Raw genomic sequence first — 26,407 nt, 5'->3', positions numbered from 1 at the left:
GATTCAGATAACTACTCCAAACAATTAACCAATTTAATGCACTCTACGGCTTCCTTAACATCGTGAACTCTTAAAATTTTTGCACCTTTTTGTAATGCTATTGTGTTTAAAACAGTTGTTCCATTTAAGGCTTCGCTGGCAGAAGTGCCTAATACTTTGTGAATCATTCCCTTTCTGGAGAAACCAACTAAAACCGGGAGATTAAAAATTTTGAAGTTTTCTAACCGACTTAAGAGTTGATAATTATGTTCTATCGTTTTGCCAAATCCAAAGCCAGGGTCGAGGATGATATCATTTACATGCAATGCTCTTAATTGCGCTACTTTTTCGGCAAAATAATCGATTATATCTAAGGTAACATTTTCATATTGAGGATTGTGTTGCATATTTTGAGGCGTTCCTTGCATGTGCATAAATACGTATGGAACCTGCAGGCGGGCAATTGTGCTAAACATTTCTTCATCCATATCTCCGGCAGAAATATCATTAATTAAATGCGCACCTGCTAAAATGGTTTCGTTAGCAACCTTGGCTCTAAAAGTATCAATAGAGATTGTGGCTTCGGGCAAATGTTTATTTAAAGCTTCCACAATCGGTATTAACCTAAAAAGCTCTTCATCAGTAGAAATATCTATTGCACCAGGTCTGGAAGAATAACCACCAATATCAATAAAACTTGCACCTTCATTTAAAAACTGTTCAGCTTTTCTGATTGCATCATCAACGGTGTTTGTTCTGCTTTTGGTGTAAAATGAATCTGGTGTTATATTCAAAATTCCCATCACCTTTGGTGTACTCAAATCGAATATCTTACCTTTAATATTAAGACTTTGCCTAGGTTTAAAAAAGTTTTTTTCTGCCATATTAAACCCTTTCGGGATTTGGGTTTCGCTTTAAAAATGTATCTTTAGCTTTCGTTTTTTCGATACAAAAATACATTAAAACTAAATAAATACTGGCTTTGGCACGAACAAATACCGCTTCTGAATTTGATGACGTAATTGCAGTTTGCAGATCTTTATTCTTAAAAAAAACAACCGATTATGGTACGGCCTGGCGAATCTTGAGGTTAAGCTCAATTACCGATCAGATTTTTATTAAAGCGCAACGCATCAGGACTTTAGAAGAAAAAAAAGTTAGTAAAGTTGGCGAGGGCATAACGCCAGAATACATCGGGATTATAAATTATTGCGTTATCGCTATGATGCAATTAAACTTTAACGAAAATGACCCTTTGGAAATTCCCGTTAAAGAAATACAGGTGCTTTTTGATGAAAAAGTTAATGAAACTAAGGAACTTATGTTTGCTAAAAACCACGATTATGGTGAAGCCTGGAGAGATATGCGCATTAGTTCTTTAACTGATTTGATTTTGCAAAAAATATTTAGAGTTAAACAGATTGAAGATAACGAAGGGCAAACACAAGTGTCTGAAGGGGTAAATGCAAACTATCAGGATATGCTAAATTACTCAGTTTTTGCTTTAATAAAATTAGGTGTAAAATAATGAAGAACACGTTTTTAACCATTTCCAGAATTTTCGTTGGTGTATTATTTATCTTTTCAGGATTGATAAAGGCAAACGATCCGCTTGGTTTTGGTTATAAACTGCAGGAATACTTTGACGTTTTCCACATCAGTTTTTTAAGTCCGATAGCAACAGGTATAGCCATTTTAATTTGCACCTTAGAAATTGTTCTTGGCGTATTGCTTTTATTAGGTTTTTGGGGCAAAAAGGTATCCTGGGGATTGTTATTACTCATCGCATTTTTTACACTGCTCACCTTTGTTTCTGCTGCATTTAAAGTGGTTACAAGTTGCGGTTGCTTCGGCGATGCTATTCCGCTAACACCTTGGCAATCTTTTAGTAAAGATATTATCCTGTTGATATTTATACTTTACATCTTTTTTAAAAAGGACGATATCAAGCCAATCTTTAGCAAAGAGAAAATGCAGCGTAACATCACAATTGCTGTTGTTTTGGCGTCTTTCTTATTTGGTTTATTTACCTATAATTTTCTACCAATTATCGATTTTCTGCCTTACAAAGTTGGCGCCCATATTCCATCTTTAATGGTTATTCCCGAAGGAGAACAGCCCGATGAGTTTCAAATCATGTATCACCTTAAAAATAAAAAAACTAAGGCTGAAAAGGATATGAGCGATAAGGAATATTTGAAAACCGAAATTTGGAAGGATAATAACTGGGAAATTGTTGGCGAACCTACTAAAGAGCTTATCAAAAAAGGTTTCGAGCCCAAAATAAAGGATTTAATTATAACCGATGCATCGGGAACGGACTATACTAAAGAGTTAATTGAAAATCCTTACTACAGCCTGGTTTTTGTGGCTTACAATTTAAACGATGCAAATATTAAAGCAATTGGAAGTTTAAATGCATTGGCTTTAAATGCTACGCAACAGTACAATATTCGCAGTGTTCTGTTAACTTCAAATGCTGCTCGAGATGCTGAGGTATTTATCAAAAAAAACAATCTTTTTTCAGAAGTTTTTTACGCTGACGCTGTTCCACTAAAAAGTATGGTGAGGGCAAATCCTGGAATTATTTTACTTAAAAATGGTGTGATTGTAAATAAATGGCATTTTCACAATATGCCCAGCTTCGATGATTTGAGTAATAAATATTTCAGCAAATAAATGTTCGCATACGCCCTAAAAAAACTACTTTATGGCTTGCTGGTTATGGCGGGTGTTGTATTGGTAGTTTTTGTGTTGTTTAATATTTTACCAGGCGACCCGGCCCGTATGACGATGGGTCAAAGGGCTGATGTTCAATCACTAGAAGCGGTTAGAAAAGAATTTGGTTTAGACCGTTCAAAACCGGTTCAATTTCTTCTGTATGTAAATGATTTATCGCCAATAAGCTTTTTAGATAATGATACCATTACTCAAAACAAGTATCATTATAAAAAGCTTATAAATTTTAATAAAAAGGCATTAGTTGTAAAATGGCCTTACCTGAGAAGTTCGTATCAAACTAAACGAGATGTAACCGATATACTTTCTGAAACTGTTCCGAACACATTTATTTTGGCGCTAACGGCAATGATTTTTGCTACTTTAATCGGTGTTTTTTTAGGGGTTTTATCAGCAGTGTATAAAGATTCGTGGATAGATAAATCGGCAAATGCATTCGCAATTTTAGGTATTTCTGCACCTTCATTTTTTGCGGGAATTATAATTGCCTGGCTTTTTGGTTTTGTGCTAAGCAACTACACCGGACTAAAAATGAGTGGCAGTTTATATAGTTACGATCCTTTTAATGGTGAAATTTTAACGCTAAGAAACCTATGGTTACCCATGGTTACTTTAGGATTAAGGCCCTTGGCAATTATTGTTCAGCTTACCAGAAGTGCAATGATTGATGTTTTGGCTCAGGATTACATTCGCACAGCCAGAGCGAAAGGGCTTGGCAGAAATGCCATAATTTATAAGCATGCGCTTAAAAATGCCATGAACCCTGTAATAACGGCAATTTCAGGTTGGTTTGCATCTTTACTTGCCGGCTCTTTCTTTGTAGAATATATTTTTGGATACAACGGTTTAGGCAGAACAACGGTAAGCGCATTGGAAATGTCTGATTTTCCGGTTGTTATGGGTTCAATATTATTTATTGCTTTTGTTTTTGTAGTGATTAATATTTTGGTAGATATTTTATACGCCTATGTTGATCCACGAGTTAAATTGGTTTAAGATGATTGAAGAATTTATTCGTTATACGGAACTTGCAGATAGGGAAATTTTGACTGTATTTAGCGCAACAAATAAAGATATGCCTGAGGCGGAACGCCTGTTCAGTCACGTTTTGAATGCACAACACATTTGGGTTAGTCGCATAGAAGCTTCGCCATTGCAGTATGAGATTTGGCAAGTACATCCTAAAGAAACTTTTGCTAGCATTTCAACTGAAAACTTTCGGTTAATAAAAGAAAGTTTAGCTAAGCAGGATTTAGATACTGCGATTACCTATCACGATTCTCGGGGTAATGAATACAAAAACAAAGTTGCAGAAATGTTTATGCAAATGTTAAATCACTCCACTTACCATCGTGGGCAGATTGTTTCGATGTTAAAAAAGGAGGGGATTACACCTCCGGTAACAGATTATATTTATTTTAAACGCAAAAACCTTTTATGATAATTTTTTTAGTGGGCTATATGGGTTGCGGCAAAAGTACCAAAGCAAAGCAACTTGCGCATCGTTTAAATTGCCTGGTAATAGATTTGGATGCAGAAATTGTGAGCCAAAGCGGCAAAACCATTGCCGAATATTTTGAAGCTTTTGGAGAAAGCGGATTTAGAACTTATGAAAGTGAGATGCTAAAATCTTATCCATATCCAGAAACTTGTGTAGTTGCTACTGGTGGCGGTTTGCCTTGCTTTTTTGATAATATGGATTGGATGAATAATCGCGGTTTAACCATTTATCTGCAAATGACACCGGCGGCTTTGGTTTCAAGATTACATAACCGCCAGAAAAGGCCATTGATAAAAGATTTAAACGACGAGGAACTTTTCGTTTTTATTGGGGAGAAGTTACAGGAACGCGATCCATTTTACACTAAAGCCAAGCTTATAGTTGATGCTTTTGATTTAGATGGAGAGAAACTGGAAGAAACAATTTCAGATAAAATTTAAGCTTTCTTTATATTATCATCAATTATTTTTGCCGAAAGTAAGGCCAGCGGAATCCCGCCGCCTGGATGTACGCTACCCCCGCAGAAATAAAGATTTTTCAGCTTATTACTAAAATTTGAGTGACGCAGAAAAGCAGCGAACTGATTATTTGAGCTGTTGCCATAAAGCGAACCCTGGTAAGAACCTGTTTTAAACTCAATGCTTCTCGGGTCAAGAATGGTTTCACTAATAATATCTTTCGAAACATCTTTCTTTAATATTCTATTGAGTTTCTGTAAGATATTTTGTTTTGCCGCCCTAATTAAATTATCCCAATCCTGACCATCATTCGCTGGTACGTTTATCATTACAAACCAGTTTTCACAACCTTTTGGCGCATCAGTTTCTAAATGTTTTGATGTAATGTTGATGTAGATTGTTGGGTCTGAATATATTTTCTTATCCTTCCAGATAGCATCAAATTCTGCTTTGTAGTTTTCTGAAAATAAGATATTGTGTAAGCCCAATTCGGGGTAAATATTTTTAATTCCCCAGTAAAAAATCAACGCGGAACTGCTTCTTTGTTGAGTTAGTAATTTTTTAGGTTGAGTAATGTTTTTTAGTAGATTTTTATAGGTAAACCAGATATCTAAATTTGATACTACAATTTCAGCATTAAAAAACTTATTGTCGGATGTTATGCCACTAACTTTACCACTGACATAATTTATTTCATTAACCTTTTGGTTGTACAGAAATTCAACACCTAAATCTTTAGCCAAATTTACAAGTGATAGGATAATGCTATGCATACCCTGTTTTGGGAAATAAGCCCCAAAATGATATTCGAAATGCGGAATAATATTTAAAGTTGCAGGCGCATGGTAAGGGTTTGAGCCATTATAAGTAGCATACCGGTTAAATAACTGGGTAATTCGCTCATCACTAAAAGCATGTAGGTTTGCTTTATGCTGAGTTCTGAAAGCATCAATTTTTCCAAACGAAAAAATGCTTTTAACTGTATCCCAGTGCAGATAACTTTTCAGTTTATGTAAACTTCTTTCCAAGAAAACTTTGTGTGTAACATGGTAAATCGTGTCACTTTTTTTAAGAAAAGATTTTATTTCAGATGCCTTTGCATTGGTTTTTTGCTCAACCTCTTTCGCAAATTTGTTGATGTCTGCAGAAGCGTTTAATTGTAAGCCATCTTCGTAAAAATATCTGCAAATTTCATCAAGCTTTTCATATTCAAAATAGTTTTTTGGGTTTTTGCCAGCCAACGTAAAAAGTTCATCAACATATTGTGGCATGGTAAACAAACTTGGGCCAGCATCAAACCTGAAACCATCGGTACTAACTTCAGTTAGCTTTCCTCCGGGATATGAATTTGCTTCAAAAACCTGTACGCTGTAACCTTTTGCAGCCAATCGAATTGCACTTGCTATTCCGGCTACGCCGGCACCAATAATAATTGCTTTGGGCATTCTTTACTATTTCAGTTCGTTTAAATAGATACTGGTTTGCTTTTCAATTTCTAAAGTAGCTACTTTAATTGCCGAGCCAACTCTGGTAGTTTCAGGTTTTACAGGCATTCTGCTTACCGTAGCCAGTGCATCTACATACCATTTGCTCCAGGTTTCGATGATGTGTTTTTCATCTACTGCAGATTTTCCTTCAGTAATTGCTTTTTTGCTGAGATCAAATTCCGTTTTTAAACGAATTAACCCATCATTTTTAATTTGGTTTACGGTTTCTGATGCGGTACTTTCATCAGCAGAAATTAGTGTTAATGCCGCAGTTAAAGCGCTTATACCAACATTTTTCATCTCTGTGGATGAAACTTTATCAATCCTGTCATTATCAGTATGGTAAAAAACATCGGTAAAGTGCCACATCAATAAACCCGGAATTTTATTTTGCAGAAATGGAGTATGGTCACTTCCGCCTTCAAAAGGGTTGTAATTAACCGTCCAATTTGCAAATTTGCCTTGTTCTTTACAAATGTTGAAAATGAAATCGTTAAAATAATGAGGAAATAGGTCTTTCTCCTTAACATCTCCAGCACCCCATTCGGTATGTTTGTCGGTTCCACGTGTCCATATTGCTGATGGGTCAGGCATTTTTTCGATTAAGAAGGAACCTCCGGTTTTTTTGGTGTCTTCGCCAACCATATCCAAACTCATGCCCCAAAGTATGCCTTTGGCACGGGTTGTATCTTCAACAATATATCTTCTGGTTGATGTAATTTCATCGCCCCATAAAAATGTTAAGGTACGTTTTGGCGTTATTTTTTTTGCTTTATAAAGTTCGGCAGTCAAACGAGCCATTTCAGCTAATGTACCCACGCCACTTGCATTGTCATTAGCGCCAGGTTCTTGAACGTGGGCACTAAAGACAAAACGTTCAGCTGGCATTTCACTTCCTTTAAGGTTTGCAATTATTGTTAATTCTTCTGACTGATAAATTTTGGTTTCGATATTTACTTTAAGCTTGGTTAAGCCTTTTAAACAACTGGCTTTTAATTTTTCTTTTGCCTTGTAAGATAAAAGTAATGTCCACACTTCGCTATTTGCCTTCATGCTTCCAAACTGAATGGAAGTTTGGTGGATTTCAGGTTTTGTGTAAGCAGGCATAGCATATCCTAAAACACCAACTGCCCCGGCTTTAGCTGCAATTGCTAATAATCTTGATGGATGGCTTTCTGAAAAAACAATCTTACCCCTTAAATCTAATTTTTCTATTTCTGATGGTTTAGTATCGCTTATGTAAACAACATCGGCGGTTACACCTTCCATTGGTGTTGAGATACAGTTTATGGGAATCATATTCCGGTTTGTACGGAATGTAATTAAAGGTTCAGTTTCTCCAATGATATTAATATTGGCATCTACAGGTTCCCAGGTTTTATTCTTCATTGCCCTTTTTTCAATACGATAGCTTAGAGGCGCTTCCATTTCACTCTGTTTTTGCTCTACATAACCCGCTTTTTTCAAAATATCTTCCACGTATTTTATGCTTGCGTTAAAACCTGTATTCCCCGGAACTCTAAAATATTTCTCTACAAATGACGTGGTTTCAAAAGCGTTTTTCTCATTGAAACCTTTACGGGTAAGGTTAAAGTTTGTTGATGTATTTTGAGCAAAGCTGCTAAAACCAATTAATGTTAGGGCAATAAAGATTTTCGTTTTCATGCAAAGGAATAAAAGCGAAAGATAGCAGATTTTTAAGTCAATGCGTTCCCATTCAACTTCATTTTTTTTGAATTGATATAATGGTTTAATAAAAATGTAGCGGTGTAATTATTTCAGGTGCAATAGTATTAATGCAATTAATGCCGGTACAGTTTGTACAAAAAGAATTTTCTTACTTGCGGTTGCAGCGCCATAAATGCCGGCGATGATTATGCAGGTTAAAAAGAAAATGGCTATATAAAATCTCCAATGATGATCCTCAATTAGTAACGACCAGATTAAGCCTGCGGCTAAGAAGCCATTATATAAGCCTTGGTTTGCTGCAATTGTTTTGGTTGGTGCAAATAATTCTTTTGGTAAGGTTTTGAAAACTTTAGGTGCTTTGGTTGTCCATGCGAACATTTCGAGCCATAAAATGTAGATGTGAATTGCGGCTACTAAGCCGACTATTATCTGTGCTACTATTTGCATTTTGTTTGGTTTTGAGATTGAAGATACAATTAATTTAAATTATTTATTACTACTGGTTTAAATGGTTTGTTTTATTTTAGCCAGACTACTTGTCCCGATTATCATCGGGAGGCTTTTGCTTTTCTCTTGAAAAAAGAGTAGCAAAAAATCAAGGCTTGCGAAGCTTTGTTGTAAATCCTCAATAAATCTTTAAGCATAATCCTAAGACATGTTAGGGGTTTTTGCAGTTTGAAAGTTTGTACAACACGCGTAGGCTTTCTTATTTCAGTGGTTATATCAAAGGAACTTCAATAAAGATTTATTGGCCTTTACTTCCAAATCTTCTGGTGCCGGTCCTCGCAACTTTGAAAGTTTGTGATTTATAATTATTTCGCCTTGATGGAGATCTTATAAAAAAATATAGTTTCTTGATATTGAATAGATAAATTTGATTAATGTAATAGGTTTAGCTTTGAAAACTACGAACTGCTCTTTTCAATCACATCTCGCGAGTACAAATTCCTAATAATTTTTTTTGAGATTGCTTCGTGCCTCGCAATGACGGCAACTGAGAAGCCAAAAGCTACAAACTTAATTTATAAACCCGATGGCAGCGAACACGGAGTGTAACGAAGTAAAGCGGACAGCGGGACTGCTGTTCCCGAAGAGCATGTAACTTTCATTTTCAAAATCCCCACCTAACCCTGGCAGAAAGGGAGGCCTTGCAGTTTGGCTGGGCTTATGCTGCCTTTCTCTGGGGGGAAGGTGGTCAATAGTCGGATAAGGTTCTTTCTGTCATGCTGTCAGTACCAAATAAGAATAATTTTTACATTTTATCAGTCTTTTAGCTGTATTCTCTGCCAAATGCCGATTGGCACAACCATTGTTTATAAGCTGTAGAATTATTATTAAAAAAGAGAAAATACAAAATACAATGGGAAAAATTATTGGAATAGACTTAGGAACAACAAACTCTTGTGTTTCGGTAATGGAGGGCAATGAGCCTGTAGTTATTGCGAACAGTGAGGGTAAACGTACTACACCGTCTATTGTTGCTTTTGCAGAAAACGGTGAACGTAAGGTTGGCGAGCCGGCTAAACGTCAGGCTATAACTAACCCAACAAAAACGATTTATTCGGTTAAACGCTTTATGGGTAACAGCTACGACGAAAGTGCAAAAGAAGCTGGACGTGTACCTTATAAAGTAATTAAAGGCGATAACAACACGCCACGTGTTGAAATCGACGATAGAAAATATACTCCACAAGAAATTTCTGCAATGATTTTGCAGAAAATGAAAAAAACTGCAGAAGATTTCTTAGGACAAGAAGTAACTGAAGCGGTTATTACAGTACCAGCTTATTTTAACGATGCACAACGTCAGGCTACTAAGGAAGCTGGTGAAATTGCAGGTTTATCTGTAAAACGTATCATTAACGAGCCAACTGCAGCTGCTTTAGCTTATGGTTTAGATAAAGCGCACAAAGACATGAAAATTGTTGTGTTTGACTGCGGTGGTGGTACACATGACGTTTCTGTTTTAGAATTAGGTGATGGCGTTTTCGAAGTAAAATCTACTGATGGTGATACACACTTAGGTGGTGATGATTTTGACCACGTAATTATCGATTGGTTAACAGATGAGTTTAAAAGCGAAAACAGCATGGATCTTTCTAAAGACCCAATGGCTTTACAACGTTTAAAAGAAGCTGCAGAGAAAGCTAAAATCGAGTTATCGAGCACAACTTCTACTGAAATTAACTTACCATACATTACTGCTGATGCTAGCGGCCCTAAACACTTGGTGCGTACTTTAAGTCGTGCTAAATTTGAGCAATTAGCTGATAGCTTAATTAAACGTACTATCGACCCATGTAAATCTGCATTAAAAAATGCTGGTTTAAGCACAAGCGATATCGACGAAATTATCTTAGTAGGTGGTTCAACTCGTATTCCTGCAATTCAGGATGCTGTTAAAGCTTTCTTCGGTAAAGAGCCAAGTAAAGGTGTAAACCCTGATGAGGTTGTTGCAATTGGTGCAGCTATTCAAGGTGGTGTTTTAACTGGTGATGTAAAAGATGTATTGTTACTAGACGTTACGCCTTTATCATTAGGTATCGAAACTATGGGTGGTGTAATGACTAAATTAATCGAGTCTAACACAACTATCCCTACTAAAAAATCTGAAACCTTCTCAACAGCAGCTGATAATCAGCCATCTGTAGAGATTCATATTTTACAAGGTGAGCGCCCAATGGCTAATCAAAACCGTACAATTGGTCGTTTCATTTTAGATGGTATTCCACCAGCACCACGTGGTGTGCCTCAGGTAGAAGTTTCTTTTGATATTGATGCGAACGGTATTTTACACGTAAGTGCAAAAGATAAAGCTACTGGCAAAGAGCAAAAAATCCGTATCGAAGCTTCATCGGGTTTAACTGACGAAGAAATTCAGAAAATGAAGCAAGAAGCTGAAGCTAACGCAGAAGCTGATGCAAAAGCAAAAGAAGAAATTGAGAAAATCAATGGTGCTGATGCTTTAATCTTCTCAACTGAGAAACAATTAAAAGAGTTTGGTGAAAAATTATCTGCTGATAAAAAAGCACCAATCGAAGCTGGTTTAGAGAAATTAAAAGCAGCTCACGCTTCACGTAACTTTGCAGATATCGATGCAGCTCAGGCTGAATTGCAAAATGCATGGAATGCAGCTTCAGAAGAAATGTACAAAGATGGCGGTCAGCCTCAAGGTGCTGAGCAACCACAAGCTGATGGTCAGCCTCAAGGTGGCGGCGATAATGTTACTGATGTTGATTTTGAAGAAGTAAAAGAAGAGAAATAGTTTTTAGTTGGAGGTTGGAAAACCGAAGATTTGAAACAAGAAAAAGCGTTTCTGATTAAGTTCAGAACGCTTTTTTTATAGGCTCGTCATTGCGAGGAAAGAAGCAATCTCATAGCTCAAAGTTTAGCATAATCACATAAAATTTGCTTCGTGCCTCGTAATCACGACTTCCATTTAACTGAAAATGAAAGCTTCGGTACTTTTCGGTAACAGCAGCCCCGCCATTCGCTGCAATCTTTTGCAAACCTATAAGGTTTAATTCGAGTAGTTTATTATACTCTAATTGCCTCATTGAGGGCTTCGCCGTTTAAAACCTTCTAGGTTTATACCAAAAGGATTTCCCCTGCTGTCAGGTTTATGATTAGCAAACTGTGGCTTTTGGGAAACTTACAATGCATAAAAAAGGGTTCAGTTATTTTTAACTGAACCCTTTTTATAATTTAAAGAATCGATTTATCTTAATTCCAAAGTTTTTCTGGATATGTACCATTCTTAACTAATTGGTCAATGCTATCCTGAACGTAAGGTTTATCCTCTTTGTAAGTTACGCCAAACCATTTGTTTGATGTTGGAACAACTTTAAATGTTGCTTCACCAGTTTTAACTAAGTTCTCGCCAATTAAAGGGATAAAGAATTCAGCCTTTGGCTTATCTTTATTTGCCATTGCAAATTCTACAAATAATTTCTCGGTAATTTTGAATACAGCAGGTGTAAAGCCCCAGAAATTCATCGATACAGGGGTATCGAAAGCTAATGGAAATTCTTCACCATCTTCTTCATAATAGATTTTTCCATCTTTTGGATATACTTTAGTACGTTCGATAATTTCTTCCAAATTACCAGAACCATCAACTTTACAAACACCGCGAGATACTGCACCAAATTCTGAAAGTGTTTTACCAACTTCGTAACCAATAATTGAGAAATTGCTGTCAGATGCTTCGTCAGTTAAGAAATCAACCATCTTTTTAAATGCATCAAAACCGTAGTAATCATCAGCATTAATAACACAAAAAGGCTCTTTAACTACTTTTCTGGCAGATAAAATTGCGTGAGCAGTTCCCCAAGGCTTTTCTCTGTAAATTTCTTCTTCAATACCAAATTGTTTTAAATCGAAATTTTGAAAAACGTAATCTGTTTCAATTTTTCCATTTAGTTTTGGTTCAAAAATCGATTTAAAGTTCTCTACAAATTCTTCTTTAATGATGAATACAACTTTGCCAAATCCGGCTTTAATTGCATCATAAATTGAATAATCGATGATGGTTTCTCCATTTGGGCCAAAGCCATCTATTTGCTTCATGCTTCCGTAGCGACTGGCCATCCCGGCAGCTAATATTAATAAGGTAGGTTTCATATTTTAACTAATTGTGCTAATTATATTTCGATTAGCTAGGGCGTTTTATTTATTTAAGTATGTAAAAATTTTATCTAAGTCTGTATCATTTTTAAAATCAACCTTCTGATTTCTTAAATATTCATCAAAGTGATTTTCTTTATCATCAAATAAAGCTAAAATTGATTTCTTATTGGGTACAATTTTACTAAAAATTCCATTTTTAAGTGAATAATAGCTTGAAGTTGTATGAAATGTTTTAATAACCACAGCAGAACCGTATTGTTTGGATTCTGTTATCGATTTATTAATTCTTTTATAAAGCCCAACTTTGTTATCATTAATAATCTGAAAATATGAAGTATTCGAAAGTGCATCAATAGCAGGCAAGCCATTTTTATATTTTAAATAGTTTCCGCTCTTTGAATCCATAAGTTCAAATTTTGCAACAGGCTCTGCGAAGTACATCATCTTTCCGGCATCAACAAAGATTAGCTTATCATCCATTAAGTTGTATTTTAATGAATCATACTGATAATGCTTACCAATAATTAAGGTAACCTTACCTTTCGACCATTTATCAATCAAATAGGGCGTGCCCTCAACATCTGTATATTTCTTTTCTTTTATCGGTGTCCTGATAACATCACCAAATGGAAGAATTTCGTATTGAGCCATTACTCCGCTTGAAAGAAAAATAAGTAGAAAAAGTAAGTTTTTCATTAAATAAAATATTAAAATCCAAACAAACCACCCCCACTTCTGGTACGTGTTTTCTTACCTGTAAGCATTCCGAACAAGCCGCGAACAATTTCTTTACCTATTTGGCGTGTAATTGTAGCGCCCATAACTTTTTCGATGATGCTTTTTTCACCTGGTTTTGGTTTGCTATCAATCTCTTCCTGTTTCTTTTCTTCTGCCTCTTGTTTAATTTGTTCATCGGCAGCTATTTGCTCATTAATTCTTTTGGTTAAAATATCGTAAGCACTTTCCGGATCAATAGCATCTTTATACTTGCCGTAAATTTGGCTTGCATTTATCAATTTATCGTAATCTGCAGAAGTTAATGGCCCCATAACCGCTCTTGGCGGAGTAAGCATTGTAGCCGAAACTTCAGTAGGAATACCTTTTTCGTTCAATACCGTTACTAAAGCTTGACCAGTACCCAAAGAAGTAAGCACTTTATCTATTTGATAAAAATCAGATTTTGGATAGGTATTAACCGTTTTTTTCAATGCGTCAACATCGTTTGGTGTAAAAGCTCTTAAAGCATGTTGTACACGATTACCCAATTGGCCCAAAACACTTTCCGGAATGTCAGTAGGTGCCTGCGTACAGAAAAATACGCCTACACCTTTTGAGCGTATTAAGCGAATAATAGTTTCAATTTGCTCTAAAAACGTTTTCGACGAATTATTGAAAAGTAAATGTGCTTCATCGAAAAAGAATACCAGTTTCGGTTTATCTAAATCGCCAACTTCTGGCAAAGTATTAAATAATTCTGCCAATAAACTCAACAGAAAGGTAGAATATAGAACTGGTTGATTTTGAACATCGGCAATGTTTAAAAGACTTATCACACCCTTACCGTCTACACGTTCAAATAAATCATCTGCATCAAATGATTTTTCGCCAAACATGCCCGCCAAACCTTGCTGCTCGATAGCCACAATTTTCCTTAAAATTGTACCCGATGTTGCTGTTGAAATGCTACCGTAGCTTTCTTTTATTTCTTTTGCTCCCGGACCATCAGATAAGTAGGAAAGTAATTTTTTTAAATCATTTAAGTCGATAACAGGCATTTTATTATCGTCGGCATATTTAAAAATTACAGCCATTACACCACTTTGGGTGTCGTTTAAATCTAATACTTTTGATAATAGAGTAGGGCCAAATTCTAAGACTGTAGCACGCATTTGCGCACCGAGTTTTCCTGAAAGTGAGTAAACTTCTATTGGAAAACCTGTAGGTGAAAATGGTTTATTTAATTGTTTTGCCCTTTCTTCAATTTTAGGATTTACACTTCCGGCTTGATTTAAGCCAGATAAATCGCCTTTAACATCAAGCATAAAAACCGGAACACCGGCATCAGAAAGCTGTTCTGCAAGTAATTGTAAGGTTCTGGTTTTACCTGTTCCGGTTGCGCCGGCAATTAAGCCGTGTCTATTCATCATTTTTAATGATAAATTAACTTCTGCTTCGCCGTAAACTTGTCCGTCTAACATTCCTGCTCCAAGGTAAATATAAGAGCCTTGCGGAGCGTAAGATGCTTTTATTTTTTCAATAAATTTTGATGAAGAATCACTCATTATAATAAATTTCTAAAGCACCAATTTAGTAAACTAATATTAAAATAATGTTTTTTTATTTGCAGTAAATCTTAAGCCGTCTAAAACGATAATTAATGATTAATTTTAGAAATATCTTATTGAATTTTTGCTAATTTTTCAAACAATTCTCTTTGCTCAGCATTTAAATTTTTTGGGATTTTTATCTGCCATTTAATATATAAATCGCCAAATTGATTATCCTTTTTATAAATTGGGAAGCCTTTGCCTTTTAGGCGCAAATTTGTATCTGGCTGTGTACCTGCCGGGATGTTAAGTTTTACCTTACCACTCAAAGTTTCAACAATTTTTTCGCCACCTAGTATTGCAGTGTATAAATCTATCTGCTCGTCAACATAGATATCATTTCCTTTACGTTTAAATTTAGGGTGCTCGGTGATATTAAAAGATATGATTAAATCTCCCGCCGGACCATGATTTGGTCCGGGTGCACCATAACCAGGCAATTTTATCTTTTGCCCATTTTCTACACCTGCCGGGATGGTAATACGAACCTGTTTGCCATTTATCGTTAAAGTTTGCTTGTGCGTGGTGTAAGCATCAATCAAATTTATATTTAAATCTGAAGTATAATCTTGCCCTTTAAATGGAGAACGTGAGCTACTTCTCGAGCCACCGCCGCCAAACATCGAAGAAAAGAAATCTGAAAAATCTTCGCCACCAAAGCCAGAAAAACCGCCTCTGCCACGACCTTGTGATTGTCGTTGTTGCTGCCCTCCAAAAGCATCGGCTTGTTGCCAATTCTGACCATACTGATCATACTTTTTCCTTTTATCCGGGTCGCTTAAAACTTCGTTTGCTTCGTTAATTTGCTGAAACTTCTTCTTTGCTTCTTCATTATCGCCATTAACATCAGGATGATATTTCCTGGCTAACTTACGGTAAGCTTTTTTTATTTCGTCTGCACTGGCATTTTTTTGAATCTCAAGAACTTTATAGTAATCTATGTAAGCCATAATAATGGGAAGCGATATTTTGTGTGTAAATAGGAATGTAAAAATAGTTAATCCCGGTAAGTATAGCTAACACCTTAAAAAATAAATGCCCCGATTTTTTCGGGGCATTTACAAAACATAATTTATTTTTATTTTTTGTTTTTCACATATTTTTCAAGCCATTGGTCTTGCTCCCAAAGTACGTGAAGAATATTTTCTTTACCACGATATCCGTGAGCTTCGAAAGGCATAAATACAAATCTTACTGTTCCGCCTAAACCTTTAATCGCTGCAAATAAACGCTCACTATTGATTGGATAAGTTCCGGTGTTATCATCCGAATCACCATGAATTAATAATAGTGGAGTTTTAATTTTATCTGCATAGCTAAACGGACTCATTTCGTAATACATTTGAGGTGCTTGCCAATAAGTTCTGTCCTCATTTTGGAAACCAAACGGTGTTAAAGTACGGTTGTAAGCGCCACTTCTTGCAATTCCTGCAGCAAATAAATTGGTGTGTGCTAATAAATTGGCAGTCATAAATGCACCGTAGCTATGTCCACCAACAGCCATACGTTTTCTATCACCAACGCCTAAATCAGATAATTTATTAATTGCAGCTTCAGCATTTAAACTTAATTGGTCAACAAAAGTATCGTTAGGTTTTTTGCCATCTTTAGCAACAATCGGCATTTCTGCATTATCTAAAACGGCATAGCCACGGGTTACCCAATAAATTGGCGAACCCCAAGAAATTGTTGTGAACCTATCTTTAGAACCGCGAATTTGCGCTGCATCAGTTGCAGAATTAAACTCACGTGGGTAAGCCCAAATTACGGCTGGGAGTGGTCCGTCTTTTTCTTTGTTATAACCTTTTGGCAAATATAAATCACCAGTTAAATCAACTCCATCTGCACGTTTGTAAGATATTTTTTCTTTCGAAATTCCATCTAAAGAAGGATAAGGATTTCCGAACGCTGTAACCGGTCTATCCGCTATGCGTAATACTAAATTTTTAATGTAATAATTTGGTACTAATTTCTGACTTTCCTTACGGGTTAATAAAATAAGTTTATCCGCATCAATAACATCACTTACAAATTCATAAGTTCCTTCTGCACTTCGCCAGATAATTTCATTCTTTTTTGTAGCTAAATCAAACTTCGCCAGGAAAGGTAAATCTCCTTTTTCTGATGAGCCGACAACATTATTCATTAATAATTTGGTGCCATTATCTACCAAATGAATTATCGAACGGCCGTATTTGTTTTTAGTCGTAACCGGAGTACCGGGATTGCCATAAGCATCGGTTTGATTACGAGTATAAAGCTCTTCAATTTTTCCTGTTGATGGATTGTAAATGCTTACTTTATTGGTTTGCTTACTACGTAAACCTTCCATAACTAAAGCTAGATTTGCATTACCCCATTGTACACCACGATAACGAGTTTCAGTTTTAAAAAGCTCTTTTTCTGTTCCGGTAAATGGCGCACTTAAAGCATAAACAGCATCGTGAAAAGGAACATTTTTCTTAATTAATCCGCTATCTAATGGTTTTGCCCAGATAATGGTTGCAGGCTCATCATCTCTCCAGCTAAAACCGCGAGGTACATTTTGCGTATTATCGTAACCTGAGGGCGTACCTTCTGCAGATGGAAGTTCTGCTAAAACTTTAATTGCTTTTCCGTTTAAATCGGTAATCGTCATGGTTGATGGAAAACCTCCCGCAGTAACCAAATAAGAAAATGGTTTACGAATGGTTTCTACCAACATATAAGTTTTATCCGGAGATAAACTTACCGAACCATAAATTGCAGGTTTACCAATCGGCGTTTCAACTCCGCCAGTATTTTTTACCAATTGCGAAGTGCCATAAAATCCGAAAAGTTGCTCATCATACGGAGATTTAATTAAATCCTGATAAGTTGGGCTTGGTGCTGCTTTACCTAAATTTTGCTGAACGGTTGGTCCTTTTGGCATTAAAGGTTTTACTGGTGCAGCACTTGCAGGTTTGGTAACGGCTCTGTAAACAATGGTATTATCGTTTAACCAGGTTAAGCCACTGCCCAAAACAGTATTTAAGAATGCTTTATTAGTTTTTGTCGCTTTTTTTGTAGCTAAATCAATAATGTATAAATCAACGCCTTTTTGAGTAGTGTTGGTAAAAGCAATTTTGTTTTGAGCCGGGTTCCAGCTGATGTTACCGGCATATAATGGTGTTGGTAAACCAGTAATCGGGAAGGTTTTATCCGTTTTTATATTTTTAACAGAGAAGTTGTTAATATAATTCTGGCGACTAGGAGCGTAATTGTTAGGGTTTAAACGCATACCAGCAATGCGATATTCTGGCATTGCCAATTCTTCTACCGAAGGATAAGAATTTCTTTCGCTAAACAAAATCCATTCTGCTTTATCATCAATACTTACACCAGGTGTTGGCTTTGCAAGTAATAAATCGGCGATTTCTTTAGGCGGTGTTTGGTAGCTCACTGCATCCTGCGCGGCAGTATTTAGAGAAACACAGGCGCCTGCTATTAAAAAATAGAGGTGTATTTTTTTTATCATAATTAGGGTTAGTTAGTTTTCCGATTGAAAACCAAATATGCAAATTAAAAAAATAAGCTATTGATGCGTAACCGCTAATTTACAAGTGTTAAATAGTTATATTGCTTTAGCAGCGTCTATCTCCATCCTCTATTAGTGAATTTGAAATCATCTTTTTTAAAATGTCTATATTAACATCGCTCAGTTTTTTAACGTAAATGCAAGCTTTGCCGGTTTTGTGTTTACCAAATTGAGATAATAATTCTTCACGGGCTGGAAATTCTGATGAAAGGTATAGCGCAAATGCATCTTTTCTTGGTGAGAAAGCTACAATAGGCGCATCGCCTTCTCTGCCACTTTCATATTTATAATGATAATTACCAAAGCCAATTATTGCGGTGCCCCACATTTTTGCTTTAAAGGATGATAATTCTTCAAATATTTTTACCAATTCGAAAGCATCATTGCGTTTATTTTCATCTTCAACTTTGTTAAGAAACGCTGTTACACTATCATCGTTTTCTGTTGTTTTATTTTGAGCCATAATCTTTTAAAAATTTATTTGTTTGGTAAAATAAGTTATAAAAAAAGGCTTGAAGAATTAACTTCAAGCCCTTATAAAAATAGAATATGGGAAAAATCTATTTAAATTCCCTAAAATCCTGACCGTCTTTAATGTTTAATAAGCTTTCGTAAATTAAACTGATAACGTTATCAACATCTTCTTTGTGAACCATTTCTACAGTAGTGTGCATGTAACGTAAAGGCAAAGAAATTAAAGCCGAAGGAACACCGCCATTTGAATATGCAAAAGCATCGGTATCGGTTCCTGTTGAGCGTGATGAAGCCTGGCGTTGAAACGGAATTTCGTTTTTCTCTGCAGTTTTAATTAGCAACTTATTTAAGTTGGTTTGAACGGCTGGTGCATAAGAAACTACCGGACCTTTACCAGATGATAAATCGCCTTGCGTATTTTTGTTAATCATTGGTGTGGTTGTATCATGTGTAACATCAGTTACAATAGCAACATTTGGTTTAATGCGTTGGGCAATCATTTCGGCACCGCGTAAACCAATTTCTTCTTGTACAGAATTTACTATATACAAACCGAACGGAAGTTTTTTCTTGTTTTCTTTTAACAACCTTGCAACTTCGGCAATCATAAAACCACCAACACGGTTATCTAAAGCCCGACCAACATAATAACGGTCGTTTAAAATCATAAACTCATCTTCATAAGTAATTACGCAACCCACATGGATGCCTAATTTCTCTACTTCTTCTTTAGAGGTACAACCACAATCCAGGAAAATGTTTTTAAGCTCTGGAGCTTGTTCTTTTTCGCCATGGCGAGTATGAATTGCAGGCCAGCCAAAAACTGCTTTTACCAATCCTTTTTCTGTGTGGATGTTTACGCGTTTTGAAGGTGCAATCTGATGGTCTGAACCACCGTTGCGAATTACATAAATTAAACCATCATTGGTAATATAATTTACATACCATGAAATTTCATCTGCATGCGCTTCAATAACAACTTTATAATTTGCCTTCGGATTAATAACACCAACTGCAGTTCCGTAATTATCGATGAAATGCTCATCTATATATGGTTTTAAGTAATCTAACCATAATTTTTGTCCCTCCCACTCGTAACCAGTAGGTGCAGGGTTATTAATATACGCTTCTAAAAACTGAAGTGATTTTTTGGTCACTACAGTTACGTGCTTTTTTTTGTCGTCTTCTTTTTTCTTAGCCATATTTATTTATGATTTTAGATTTACGATTTTAGGTTAGCATGCACCAAACTAATTCCTAAGCCTAATTTTTATTTATTTTAATCTAATTTTTAAAATAGTAAATCTACTATCTAAAAATTCATTTCCATGATAACGTAATCATTTCCATTTTTAGAAAATCGATTATTGGTTTCAAGGAATCCAAATTTAGAATAAAATTCGGTAGCGTTTACACGAGCATTACACCAAAGCTTCGAAGCATTTTGAATTTTACAAAAATCTATCAAATAGTTTAATAAAATTGTGCCGTATCCACGTTTTTGTGCATCAGGAAGTATGGCGAGCTTGCGAAATTGGTAAACATCACTTTCATTAAATAGAGAAACTACACCAGTTAGCTTATGTTCTGCGTATAATCCAAAATGCAAACCATCGAAATCGTCTTTCAGTTTTACTAAATCAAATGGAGCATCCGGATACATGCTTTCATGTCTTATCCGCCAGGTTAATGAAGGGAAGATTTGTTCTACCTGAATTAGTGTTTCCAATTTAATATTTCTTTTTACCGTAGTATTTATAAATTAAAATATTTAGTAAAATGATTGCAGCCATACCATAGCAAAATAAATTCCATCCACCTTTATCCCATAGGTACAAGCCTAAAGCTGAACCACAACTTGCACCAATAAAACTCACCGACATAAAAATCGTATTCAGCCTGTTTCTGGCTTCGGGAATTAACGTGTAAATTCTGGTTTGGTTGGTTACATGTATAGCCTGCTGACCAATATCTATTAAAACAATGCCAATCACGAATAAATATAAATGACTCTTGGTGAAGTAAAATAATGCAATGCTCACAATTTGCAAAATGAAACCAATCATTAAGTTTTTTCGTGGATTACTTCCATCGCTTAATTTGCCAACCAAAGGAGCCGCCAAGGCACCTGCCGCACCCGCAATACCGAATAAACCGATTTGCAAAGTCTGAAAATTAAAAGGTGGGTTAGCAAGAAATAAGACCATAGTGGTCCAAAATGCGCTTATTATGGCAAAAGCCAGAAAATTTATAATTGATGTTTCTCGAAGAACCGGCTGATGTTTGATATAGCTAAACATAGAGCCCATTAACTCTTTGTAATTTCCTTTAAATGATGGAATGCTTTTTGGAAATCGTTTTGCCATTAGTAAGATGAGCAATGCACAAATTGCTGCGGCAATGTAATACATGGCTCTCCAGCCAAGCCAAAAACCAATGCTTCCGCTAACCGCTCTTGATGCAAGAATACCAACAAGCAAGCCGCTCATTATAGCTCCAATATTTGCACCTCTGTTTTCATCTGTGCTTAAATTTGCAGCGAGTGGTAAAATCAATTGCGGTACAATAGAACAAGCCCCAATAAAAACACTGGCTACCTCGAGCAAGAAAAAACTTTTAGCTAAGGCAGCCGATAAAAGGGCTACAATTGCCATTCCGGTGATAACTAGAATCTGCTTTTTACGCTCAAACATATCGCCCAAGGGCACCAAAAGAAATAAGCCCAAAGCATAGCCGATTTGTGTTAAATAGGTAATTCTTCCGGCATAACTTTCTGTTAAATTAAAATCTTTTGCAATTAAAATAACTAATGGTTGGCAATAATAAATGTTTGCAACGATTAAGCCGGTGCAAAAGGCCATCAGAAGAATATCTATACGTTTTAACATGTGTTTTTATGTAGGATGTAAAATGAGATTTGGAAAATATAGCGTGTGGGATGGACGATGTATTATGTGAAATGGAAGATGTAAAATGTGAAATGGAAAATGTAGCGTGTGGGATGTACGATGTAAAATGAGAAATGGAAAATGTGAGTAACCACAACTTCATCACCCATCTTCCCTCATCCATTCTACATCTTCCATTCCCCATCTTCCATCTTTACATTTTCCATCCTTACAAAGGTATATTTCCGTGTTTTTTTCTAGGATTATTTACTACTTTATTTTCCAGCATTTTAAAAGCTTTTATCAACTTGATACGGGTTTGAGAAGGTTCAATAACCTCATCAATAAACCCTCTTTCGGCTGCTCTGTAAGGATTAGCAAAAATATCTGAGTACAATTTTTCCTTCTCCAGCCACTTTTCTTCTGGATTTTCTGCTGAAGATATTTCCTTTTTAAATATAATTTCTGCTGCACCTTTAGCACCCATAACCGCGATTTCGGCACTTGGCCAGGCATAATTCATGTCGGCACCAATATGTTTGCTATTCATTACATCATAAGCGCCGCCATAGGCTTTTCTGGTGATAACCGTAATGCGTGGAACAGTAGCTTCGCTAAAAGCATACAATAATTTTGCACCATTGGTGATGATTCCGTTCCACTCTTGATCTGTACCTGGAAGAAAACCCGGAACATCTTCAAAAACTAACAGTGGAATATTAAAGCAATCGCAAAAGCGAACAAAACGAGCCGCTTTGGTTGATGAATTACTATCTAAAACACCAGCTAAATAAGCTGGCTGATTTGCCACAATACCAATACTTCTTCCTGCCAAACGGGCAAAGCCAACCACAATATTTTCGGCAAAATCTTTATGAACTTCTAAAAAAGTGTCTGCATCTGCAACAGAAGAAATAATTTCTCTAATATCATAAGGTTGAGTAGCATTTTGAGGCATAAATGTATTTAATGCTGGTCTGCTTTCGTCTTCTGATTCGTAAGGCAAATTCTCTGGAATTTCCTCGCAATTTTGAGGCATGAACGACAGCAATTTCTTTACGTGATTTATGGCCTCGATTTCATTTGCGCAAGCAAAATGCGTAACGCCAGAATTCGTGGCATGTGTATTTGCACCACCTAATTCTTCTGAAGTAACTACTTCATGTGTTACGGTTTTAACTACATTTGGCCCGGTTACAAACATGTAAGAAGTTTGCTCTACCATTAAAATAAAATCGGTAATCGCAGGCGAATAAACAGCGCCACCAGCGCAAGGGCCCATAATTGCAGATAATTGCGGAATTACCCCAGAAGCCTGAACGTTTTTGTAGAAAATATCGGCATAACCACCTAAAGAAACTACCCCTTCCTGAATACGTGCACCACCACTATCATTTAGACCAATTAATGGCGCACCATTTTTCATGGCCATATCCATTAATTTGCAAATTTTTTCGGCATGTGTTTCTGATAGTGAGCCACCAAAAACTGTAAAATCCTGAGAAAAAACATAAGTTAAACGGCCGTTAATTGTTCCGTAACCTGTTATAACGCCATCGCCAAGGTATTTCTCTCTCTCCATACCAAAATCCGTGCTGCGGTGGGTTACCATCATCCCGATTTCTTCAAAACTACCTTCATCCATTAAAAAATGAATACGCTCTCGGGCAGTTAACTTACCTTTTTTATGTTGCGCATCAATTCTCTCTTGTCCGCCGCCAAGGTTGGCTTTGTTTATCTTTTCCTGAAGTAAAGCAATTTTCTTATCCATATTCGGTTCAATAGATTTTAAAATTAAAAATTACTATCGGGAAAACAAGTTTCGGCGGCTGGTTAATTAGCCAATCAATGCAATTTGATTTGCATATTAAATTGAAATTAAAAACAATGCTATATTTTTCTTCCATTATTTGTATATTTAATTAAATGGTAATTAATTGATTGTATGCTTGTTGACCTTATTTTTGGTCTGCAAAGCATTTTTTTTACACCTCTGTGTAGTGAAAAGTCATTTATCCGATTACTTTTGCAAGCAACGAGATTAAAATAAGATTAGAAAATAATCGAATGTTTTTAAGGAAGTATAAATATATTATTGTCGCAACTTTTATGCTCATCTTCATAGCGAAGATGGGGATTTCTGGTGCGCCGGTATTTTATACGTGTATCGATCGTGAAATTATGAAAGCCGTAATCATGCAGATAGAGTTAGAGCATGCCGGCGGGAAAGATACCTCTAAAGAAACCGCCAAATTTACCGACTTTAAACTGGTTGAGCTAAATCACCCAATCTTATCTTACGAATTCTCTTCGAGTCATTTCTTTTTAAAAAGCAGTTTTATAGAGCATTATAAACGTTATGTAGAACCCTTTCATCCAACGGTACCAACGCCTCCTCCCAATTTTATCTAATATATTTTTAGGGTAATTTATTTGAACCATTGCTTTGGCAACGCATTAGAAGCTATATTTTGTAGTGATGTGTTTGAATTACCCACCACGATTTAATCGTTAAAATTTATTAGATAATTATATTGTTATGCAAAAGTTTAACCCGGCCTTTTCAGGTACGGACATCAGGAAATATTTTCTTGCAAAGAATTTAAAAAAAGACCTTCCATCAAGTATAGTAGTTTTTTTGGTGGCTTTGCCGCTGTGTTTAGGTATTGCACTTGCCTCTGGTGCGCCATTATTTGCCGGCCTAATTACCGGTATAATTGGCGGCATTGTAGTTGCATCCTGTAGCGGTTCGCAGCTTAGCGTAAGCGGACCAGCAGCTGGTTTAACCGTTATTGTTTTAGGCGCCATAACATCATTAGGCGCTTACCCAACTTTTTTGTTAGCTGTTGTGCTTGCAGGCGTTTTCCAACTTATATTGGGCATAATTAAGGCTGGCACTATTGGTAATTATTTCCCTTCAAGTGTAATAGAAGGTATGCTAGCGGCTATTGGTTTAATTTTAATTCTTAAACAATTACCTCACGCTTTAGGTGTAGATACAGATTTTAGCGGAGATGAAGGCTTTTTTCAGCAAGATCATGAGAACACCTTCTCGGCCATAACAGCTGCGCTAGGGCATTTTAGTCTGGCTGCTGTGGTAATAAGTGGTTTATCAATCGCCATTTTAATAGTCTGGCCAAAATTCAAGCAGCTGGCAATTGTTCCGGCACCATTAATTGTGGTAATTATTGGCATTGTAGGGACAATAATTTTTGCAAACACAAACACGCCATTAAGGGCCGATCAAATGGTTAAAATTCCAACTTTTAGTGGTTTTGATGAGTTTCTTGGTCTTTTTACTATGCCTGATTTTTCTCAATTGGCAAACAAAAATGTATATATTGTTGCTGCAACCATTGCAGTTGTTGCCAGCTTAGAAACCCTTTTAAGTATAGAGGCAGTAGATAAAATTGACCCGATTAAGCGGGTAACTCCAACAAACAGAGAATTAATTGCTCAAGGTATTGGTAATATTACAAGCGGTATGGTAGGTGGTTTACCAATGACATCCGTTATTGTAAGAAGCTCGGCAAATGTTAATGCCGGCGGCAGAACAAAAATGTCGGCCATATTTCATGGTGGCTGGTTATTGCTATCCTTGCTGTTTATTCCGCAGGTTATAAATATGATCCCTTTATCTTGCCTGGCGGCAATATTATTGGTTACGGGCTATAAATTAACCAGGATTAGTTTGTTTAAACACATGTACCACAAAGGTTGGGACCAATTTATTCCATTTGTAGTAACTGTTTTAGCAGTATTATTTACCGATTTATTAAAAGGTGTTGCCATTGGTATGTTGGTATCTATATTTTATTTGTTACGTACAAATATGCGTAATCCCTTTTTCTACAGAATTACGAAAGAGGGCGATAAGAAGAATATCAGAATAAAACTTGCAGAAGAAGTTTCATTTTTAAATAAAGCAGCCATACAGGTAGTTTTAAACAATATCCCGAAAGAAACGAATGTAATTATTGATGGTACAAATGCCCGCTACATAGATCCCGATGTATTGGAAACCATTTTTAACTATAAGCATAATGCTTATACAAAAGGCATAATTGTTACGCTTGAAAACGTTCAGAAACATTATACCGTTCCCAAATTATCTAACAATATTATCGATGATATAAATAAGTAATTTAGTAAAGAAAAGTCCCGGTATTATTCGGGACTTTTTTCATTTACGGTATTGGGCATATTTCCAGCTTCACCTTTATTGCCTTTTTCTTCATCTTGCCTTGCTTCTTCCGAACCGAAATCGCCTTTACCAAAATCCTTTGCCAAATTTCCAGCCTCAGATTTAACCTTGTTTTTGTCGCTATCTGCGTTGCTATGATGTTTTGGGACTAAGTTATCAGGCAAATTTGATTTTTCAGCATTATTTTCTTTGTGACTTTCCATAACTTTTAATTTCTATTAAAACGTTAGGATGAAGCAATGGTTTTAAATATCAATAAGGTTTTTGGAAATGAATGCGCAGTAATTCTTGGCTTCATCAGTCCCATTATCCGCTTTATCCCGATGAAGGGTCGGGATGCCCGCTACTACCTACCGTGTACCCACATCTTTTTGGATTTCGAATCCTAAATAGATATTATAGAATTTTTGGAGACCGAGTATTAGGGTTGTTGCACCAGGCTTCCTCTGTGATGAATAACCTTTCCAACCACCTAA

General features: G+C 36.1%; 23 protein-coding genes. 8 read left to right on the top strand and 15 right to left on the bottom strand.

What is annotated here, in order from left to right:
* Positions 1-11: 11 nt before the first annotated feature.
* On the bottom strand, positions 12-863 hold the full coding sequence (gene folP / locus LUA90_RS18885; RefSeq protein WP_231492159.1) for a dihydropteroate synthase: 852 nt from the start codon (positions 861-863) through the stop codon (positions 12-14).
* Between the two features lie 98 nt (positions 864-961).
* Here folP and LUA90_RS18880 point away from each other — a divergent pair, with 98 nt between their 5' ends.
* Genes LUA90_RS18880 through LUA90_RS18860 form a run of 5 tightly spaced genes read left to right on the top strand, consistent with a single transcriptional unit; the run spans position 962 to position 4,659 of the window.
* Positions 962-1,507, top strand: a complete 546-nt coding sequence (locus LUA90_RS18880; RefSeq protein ID WP_231492157.1) for a DUF1599 domain-containing protein — start codon at positions 962-964, stop codon at positions 1,505-1,507.
* Complete coding sequence (locus LUA90_RS18875; RefSeq protein WP_231492155.1) at positions 1,507-2,658, top strand: BT_3928 family protein; 1,152 nt, start codon at positions 1,507-1,509, stop codon at positions 2,656-2,658. The genes LUA90_RS18880 and LUA90_RS18875 overlap by 1 nt, the downstream gene beginning before the upstream one ends.
* Positions 2,659-3,714, top strand: a complete 1,056-nt coding sequence (locus tag LUA90_RS18870) for an ABC transporter permease (protein ID WP_231492154.1) — start codon at positions 2,659-2,661, stop codon at positions 3,712-3,714.
* A 1-nt stretch (position 3,715) separates the two neighbouring features.
* Positions 3,716-4,159: a DinB family protein gene (locus tag LUA90_RS18865; RefSeq protein ID WP_231464089.1), complete on the top strand. Its 444-nt coding sequence runs from the start codon at positions 3,716-3,718 to the stop codon at positions 4,157-4,159.
* Positions 4,156-4,659 carry a shikimate kinase gene (locus LUA90_RS18860; protein WP_231492152.1) on the top strand — a complete coding sequence of 168 codons (504 nt, stop codon included), beginning with the start codon at positions 4,156-4,158 and terminating at the stop codon, positions 4,657-4,659. Before LUA90_RS18865 ends, LUA90_RS18860 begins: the two co-directional genes overlap by 4 nt.
* Here LUA90_RS18860 and crtD read toward each other — a convergent pair.
* The 3 genes from crtD to LUA90_RS18845 all read right to left on the bottom strand — a co-directional run bounded on the left by crtD (position 4,656) and on the right by LUA90_RS18845 (position 8,300).
* On the bottom strand, positions 4,656-6,122 hold the full coding sequence (gene crtD / locus LUA90_RS18855; RefSeq protein WP_231492150.1) for a 1-hydroxycarotenoid 3,4-desaturase CrtD: 1,467 nt from the start codon (positions 6,120-6,122) through the stop codon (positions 4,656-4,658). The two genes, LUA90_RS18860 and crtD, sit on opposite strands and share 4 nt — an antisense overlap.
* A 6-nt stretch (positions 6,123-6,128) precedes the next feature.
* Entirely contained in the window at positions 6,129-7,829 is a 1,701-nt protein-coding gene (locus tag LUA90_RS18850) for a M28 family peptidase (RefSeq protein ID WP_231492147.1), read from the bottom strand.
* 108 nt (positions 7,830-7,937) lie between these two features.
* The gene (locus LUA90_RS18845; protein ID WP_231492144.1) at positions 7,938-8,300 is read right to left on the bottom strand and encodes a DUF1304 domain-containing protein; all 363 of its coding nucleotides are present in this window, start codon (positions 8,298-8,300) and stop codon (positions 7,938-7,940) included.
* A 913-nt stretch (positions 8,301-9,213) separates the two neighbouring features.
* Between LUA90_RS18845 and dnaK the strand changes: the two genes are divergently transcribed.
* Positions 9,214-11,118 (top strand): molecular chaperone DnaK, encoded by a 1,905-nt coding sequence (dnaK, locus tag LUA90_RS18840; protein WP_231464079.1) that lies wholly within the window; start codon positions 9,214-9,216, stop codon positions 11,116-11,118.
* Positions 11,119-11,576: 458 nt separating this feature from the next.
* On the opposite strand, the gene LUA90_RS18835 is transcribed toward dnaK, so the two are convergent.
* The 10 genes from LUA90_RS18835 to LUA90_RS18790 form a co-directional block, all read right to left on the bottom strand.
* Positions 11,577-12,476 (bottom strand): sugar phosphate nucleotidyltransferase, encoded by a 900-nt coding sequence (locus LUA90_RS18835; RefSeq protein ID WP_231492142.1) that lies wholly within the window; start codon positions 12,474-12,476, stop codon positions 11,577-11,579.
* A gap of 45 nt (positions 12,477-12,521) precedes the next feature.
* Positions 12,522-13,178, bottom strand: a complete 657-nt coding sequence (locus tag LUA90_RS18830) for a hypothetical protein (RefSeq protein WP_231492139.1) — start codon at positions 13,176-13,178, stop codon at positions 12,522-12,524.
* A gap of 11 nt (positions 13,179-13,189) precedes the next feature.
* Entirely contained in the window at positions 13,190-14,764 is a 1,575-nt protein-coding gene (locus LUA90_RS18825; protein WP_231492137.1) for a helicase HerA-like domain-containing protein, read from the bottom strand.
* Positions 14,765-14,880: 116 nt separating this feature from the next.
* Positions 14,881-15,759 (bottom strand): DnaJ C-terminal domain-containing protein, encoded by an 879-nt coding sequence (locus LUA90_RS18820; protein ID WP_231464069.1) that lies wholly within the window; start codon positions 15,757-15,759, stop codon positions 14,881-14,883.
* Positions 15,760-15,887: 128 nt separating this feature from the next.
* The gene (locus LUA90_RS18815) at positions 15,888-18,305 is read right to left on the bottom strand and encodes a S9 family peptidase (protein WP_231492136.1); all 2,418 of its coding nucleotides are present in this window, start codon (positions 18,303-18,305) and stop codon (positions 15,888-15,890) included.
* A 106-nt stretch (positions 18,306-18,411) separates the two neighbouring features.
* Entirely contained in the window at positions 18,412-18,828 is a 417-nt protein-coding gene (locus LUA90_RS18810) for a DUF1801 domain-containing protein (protein ID WP_231464065.1), read from the bottom strand.
* Between the two features lie 97 nt (positions 18,829-18,925).
* On the bottom strand, positions 18,926-20,041 hold the full coding sequence (locus LUA90_RS18805; RefSeq protein WP_231464064.1) for a M42 family metallopeptidase: 1,116 nt from the start codon (positions 20,039-20,041) through the stop codon (positions 18,926-18,928).
* 110 nt (positions 20,042-20,151) lie between these two features.
* On the bottom strand, positions 20,152-20,568 hold the full coding sequence (locus LUA90_RS18800; RefSeq protein WP_231464062.1) for a GNAT family N-acetyltransferase: 417 nt from the start codon (positions 20,566-20,568) through the stop codon (positions 20,152-20,154).
* Between the two features lies 1 nt (position 20,569).
* On the bottom strand, positions 20,570-21,727 hold the full coding sequence (locus LUA90_RS18795) for an MFS transporter (protein ID WP_231464060.1): 1,158 nt from the start codon (positions 21,725-21,727) through the stop codon (positions 20,570-20,572).
* A 229-nt stretch (positions 21,728-21,956) separates the two neighbouring features.
* Positions 21,957-23,498 carry an acyl-CoA carboxylase subunit beta gene (locus LUA90_RS18790; RefSeq protein ID WP_231464058.1) on the bottom strand — a complete coding sequence of 514 codons (1,542 nt, stop codon included), beginning with the start codon at positions 23,496-23,498 and terminating at the stop codon, positions 21,957-21,959.
* Positions 23,499-23,794: 296 nt separating this feature from the next.
* Between LUA90_RS18790 and LUA90_RS18785 the strand changes: the two genes are divergently transcribed.
* A complete protein-coding gene (locus LUA90_RS18785) occupies positions 23,795-24,139 on the top strand; it encodes a hypothetical protein (protein WP_231464056.1) in 345 nt (114 codons plus the stop codon).
* Between the two features lie 127 nt (positions 24,140-24,266).
* Positions 24,267-25,871: a SulP family inorganic anion transporter gene (locus LUA90_RS18780; RefSeq protein ID WP_231464054.1), complete on the top strand. Its 1,605-nt coding sequence runs from the start codon at positions 24,267-24,269 to the stop codon at positions 25,869-25,871.
* A gap of 23 nt (positions 25,872-25,894) precedes the next feature.
* Here the strand turns inward: LUA90_RS18780 and LUA90_RS18775 are convergent, their stop codons facing one another.
* On the bottom strand, positions 25,895-26,134 hold the full coding sequence (locus LUA90_RS18775; protein WP_231464052.1) for a hypothetical protein: 240 nt from the start codon (positions 26,132-26,134) through the stop codon (positions 25,895-25,897).
* Between the last annotated feature and the right edge of the window lie 273 nt (positions 26,135-26,407).

The sequence above is a fragment of the Pedobacter sp. Leaf170 genome, from assembly GCF_920984665.1.
GTDB lineage: Bacteria > Bacteroidota > Bacteroidia > Sphingobacteriales > Sphingobacteriaceae > Pedobacter.
This window is presented reverse-complemented; position numbering and strand designations above follow the sequence as displayed.

Coding starts and splice junctions, on each gene's coding strand:
- LUA90_RS18780 (WP_231464054.1), top strand. CDS start 24,267: ATGCAAAAGTTTAACCCGGCCTTTTCAGGTACGGACATCAGGAAATAT.
- LUA90_RS18805 (WP_231464064.1), bottom strand. CDS start 20,041: ATGGCTAAGAAAAAAGAAGACGACAAAAAAAAGCACGTAACTGTAGTG.
- LUA90_RS18875 (WP_231492155.1), top strand. CDS start 1,507: ATGAAGAACACGTTTTTAACCATTTCCAGAATTTTCGTTGGTGTATTA.
- folP (WP_231492159.1), bottom strand. CDS start 863: ATGGCAGAAAAAAACTTTTTTAAACCTAGGCAAAGTCTTAATATTAAA.
- LUA90_RS18845 (WP_231492144.1), bottom strand. CDS start 8,300: ATGCAAATAGTAGCACAGATAATAGTCGGCTTAGTAGCCGCAATTCAC.
- LUA90_RS18850 (WP_231492147.1), bottom strand. CDS start 7,829: ATGAAAACGAAAATCTTTATTGCCCTAACATTAATTGGTTTTAGCAGC.
- LUA90_RS18810 (WP_231464065.1), bottom strand. CDS start 18,828: ATGGCTCAAAATAAAACAACAGAAAACGATGATAGTGTAACAGCGTTT.
- LUA90_RS18830 (WP_231492139.1), bottom strand. CDS start 13,178: ATGAAAAACTTACTTTTTCTACTTATTTTTCTTTCAAGCGGAGTAATG.
- LUA90_RS18795 (WP_231464060.1), bottom strand. CDS start 21,727: ATGTTAAAACGTATAGATATTCTTCTGATGGCCTTTTGCACCGGCTTA.
- dnaK (WP_231464079.1), top strand. CDS start 9,214: ATGGGAAAAATTATTGGAATAGACTTAGGAACAACAAACTCTTGTGTT.
- LUA90_RS18825 (WP_231492137.1), bottom strand. CDS start 14,764: ATGAGTGATTCTTCATCAAAATTTATTGAAAAAATAAAAGCATCTTAC.
- LUA90_RS18785 (WP_231464056.1), top strand. CDS start 23,795: ATGTTTTTAAGGAAGTATAAATATATTATTGTCGCAACTTTTATGCTC.
- LUA90_RS18820 (WP_231464069.1), bottom strand. CDS start 15,759: ATGGCTTACATAGATTACTATAAAGTTCTTGAGATTCAAAAAAATGCC.
- LUA90_RS18835 (WP_231492142.1), bottom strand. CDS start 12,476: ATGAAACCTACCTTATTAATATTAGCTGCCGGGATGGCCAGTCGCTAC.
- LUA90_RS18790 (WP_231464058.1), bottom strand. CDS start 23,498: ATGGATAAGAAAATTGCTTTACTTCAGGAAAAGATAAACAAAGCCAAC.
- crtD (WP_231492150.1), bottom strand. CDS start 6,122: ATGCCCAAAGCAATTATTATTGGTGCCGGCGTAGCCGGAATAGCAAGT.
- LUA90_RS18815 (WP_231492136.1), bottom strand. CDS start 18,305: ATGATAAAAAAAATACACCTCTATTTTTTAATAGCAGGCGCCTGTGTT.
- LUA90_RS18870 (WP_231492154.1), top strand. CDS start 2,659: ATGTTCGCATACGCCCTAAAAAAACTACTTTATGGCTTGCTGGTTATG.
- LUA90_RS18775 (WP_231464052.1), bottom strand. CDS start 26,134: ATGGAAAGTCACAAAGAAAATAATGCTGAAAAATCAAATTTGCCTGAT.
- LUA90_RS18860 (WP_231492152.1), top strand. CDS start 4,156: ATGATAATTTTTTTAGTGGGCTATATGGGTTGCGGCAAAAGTACCAAA.
- LUA90_RS18865 (WP_231464089.1), top strand. CDS start 3,716: ATGATTGAAGAATTTATTCGTTATACGGAACTTGCAGATAGGGAAATT.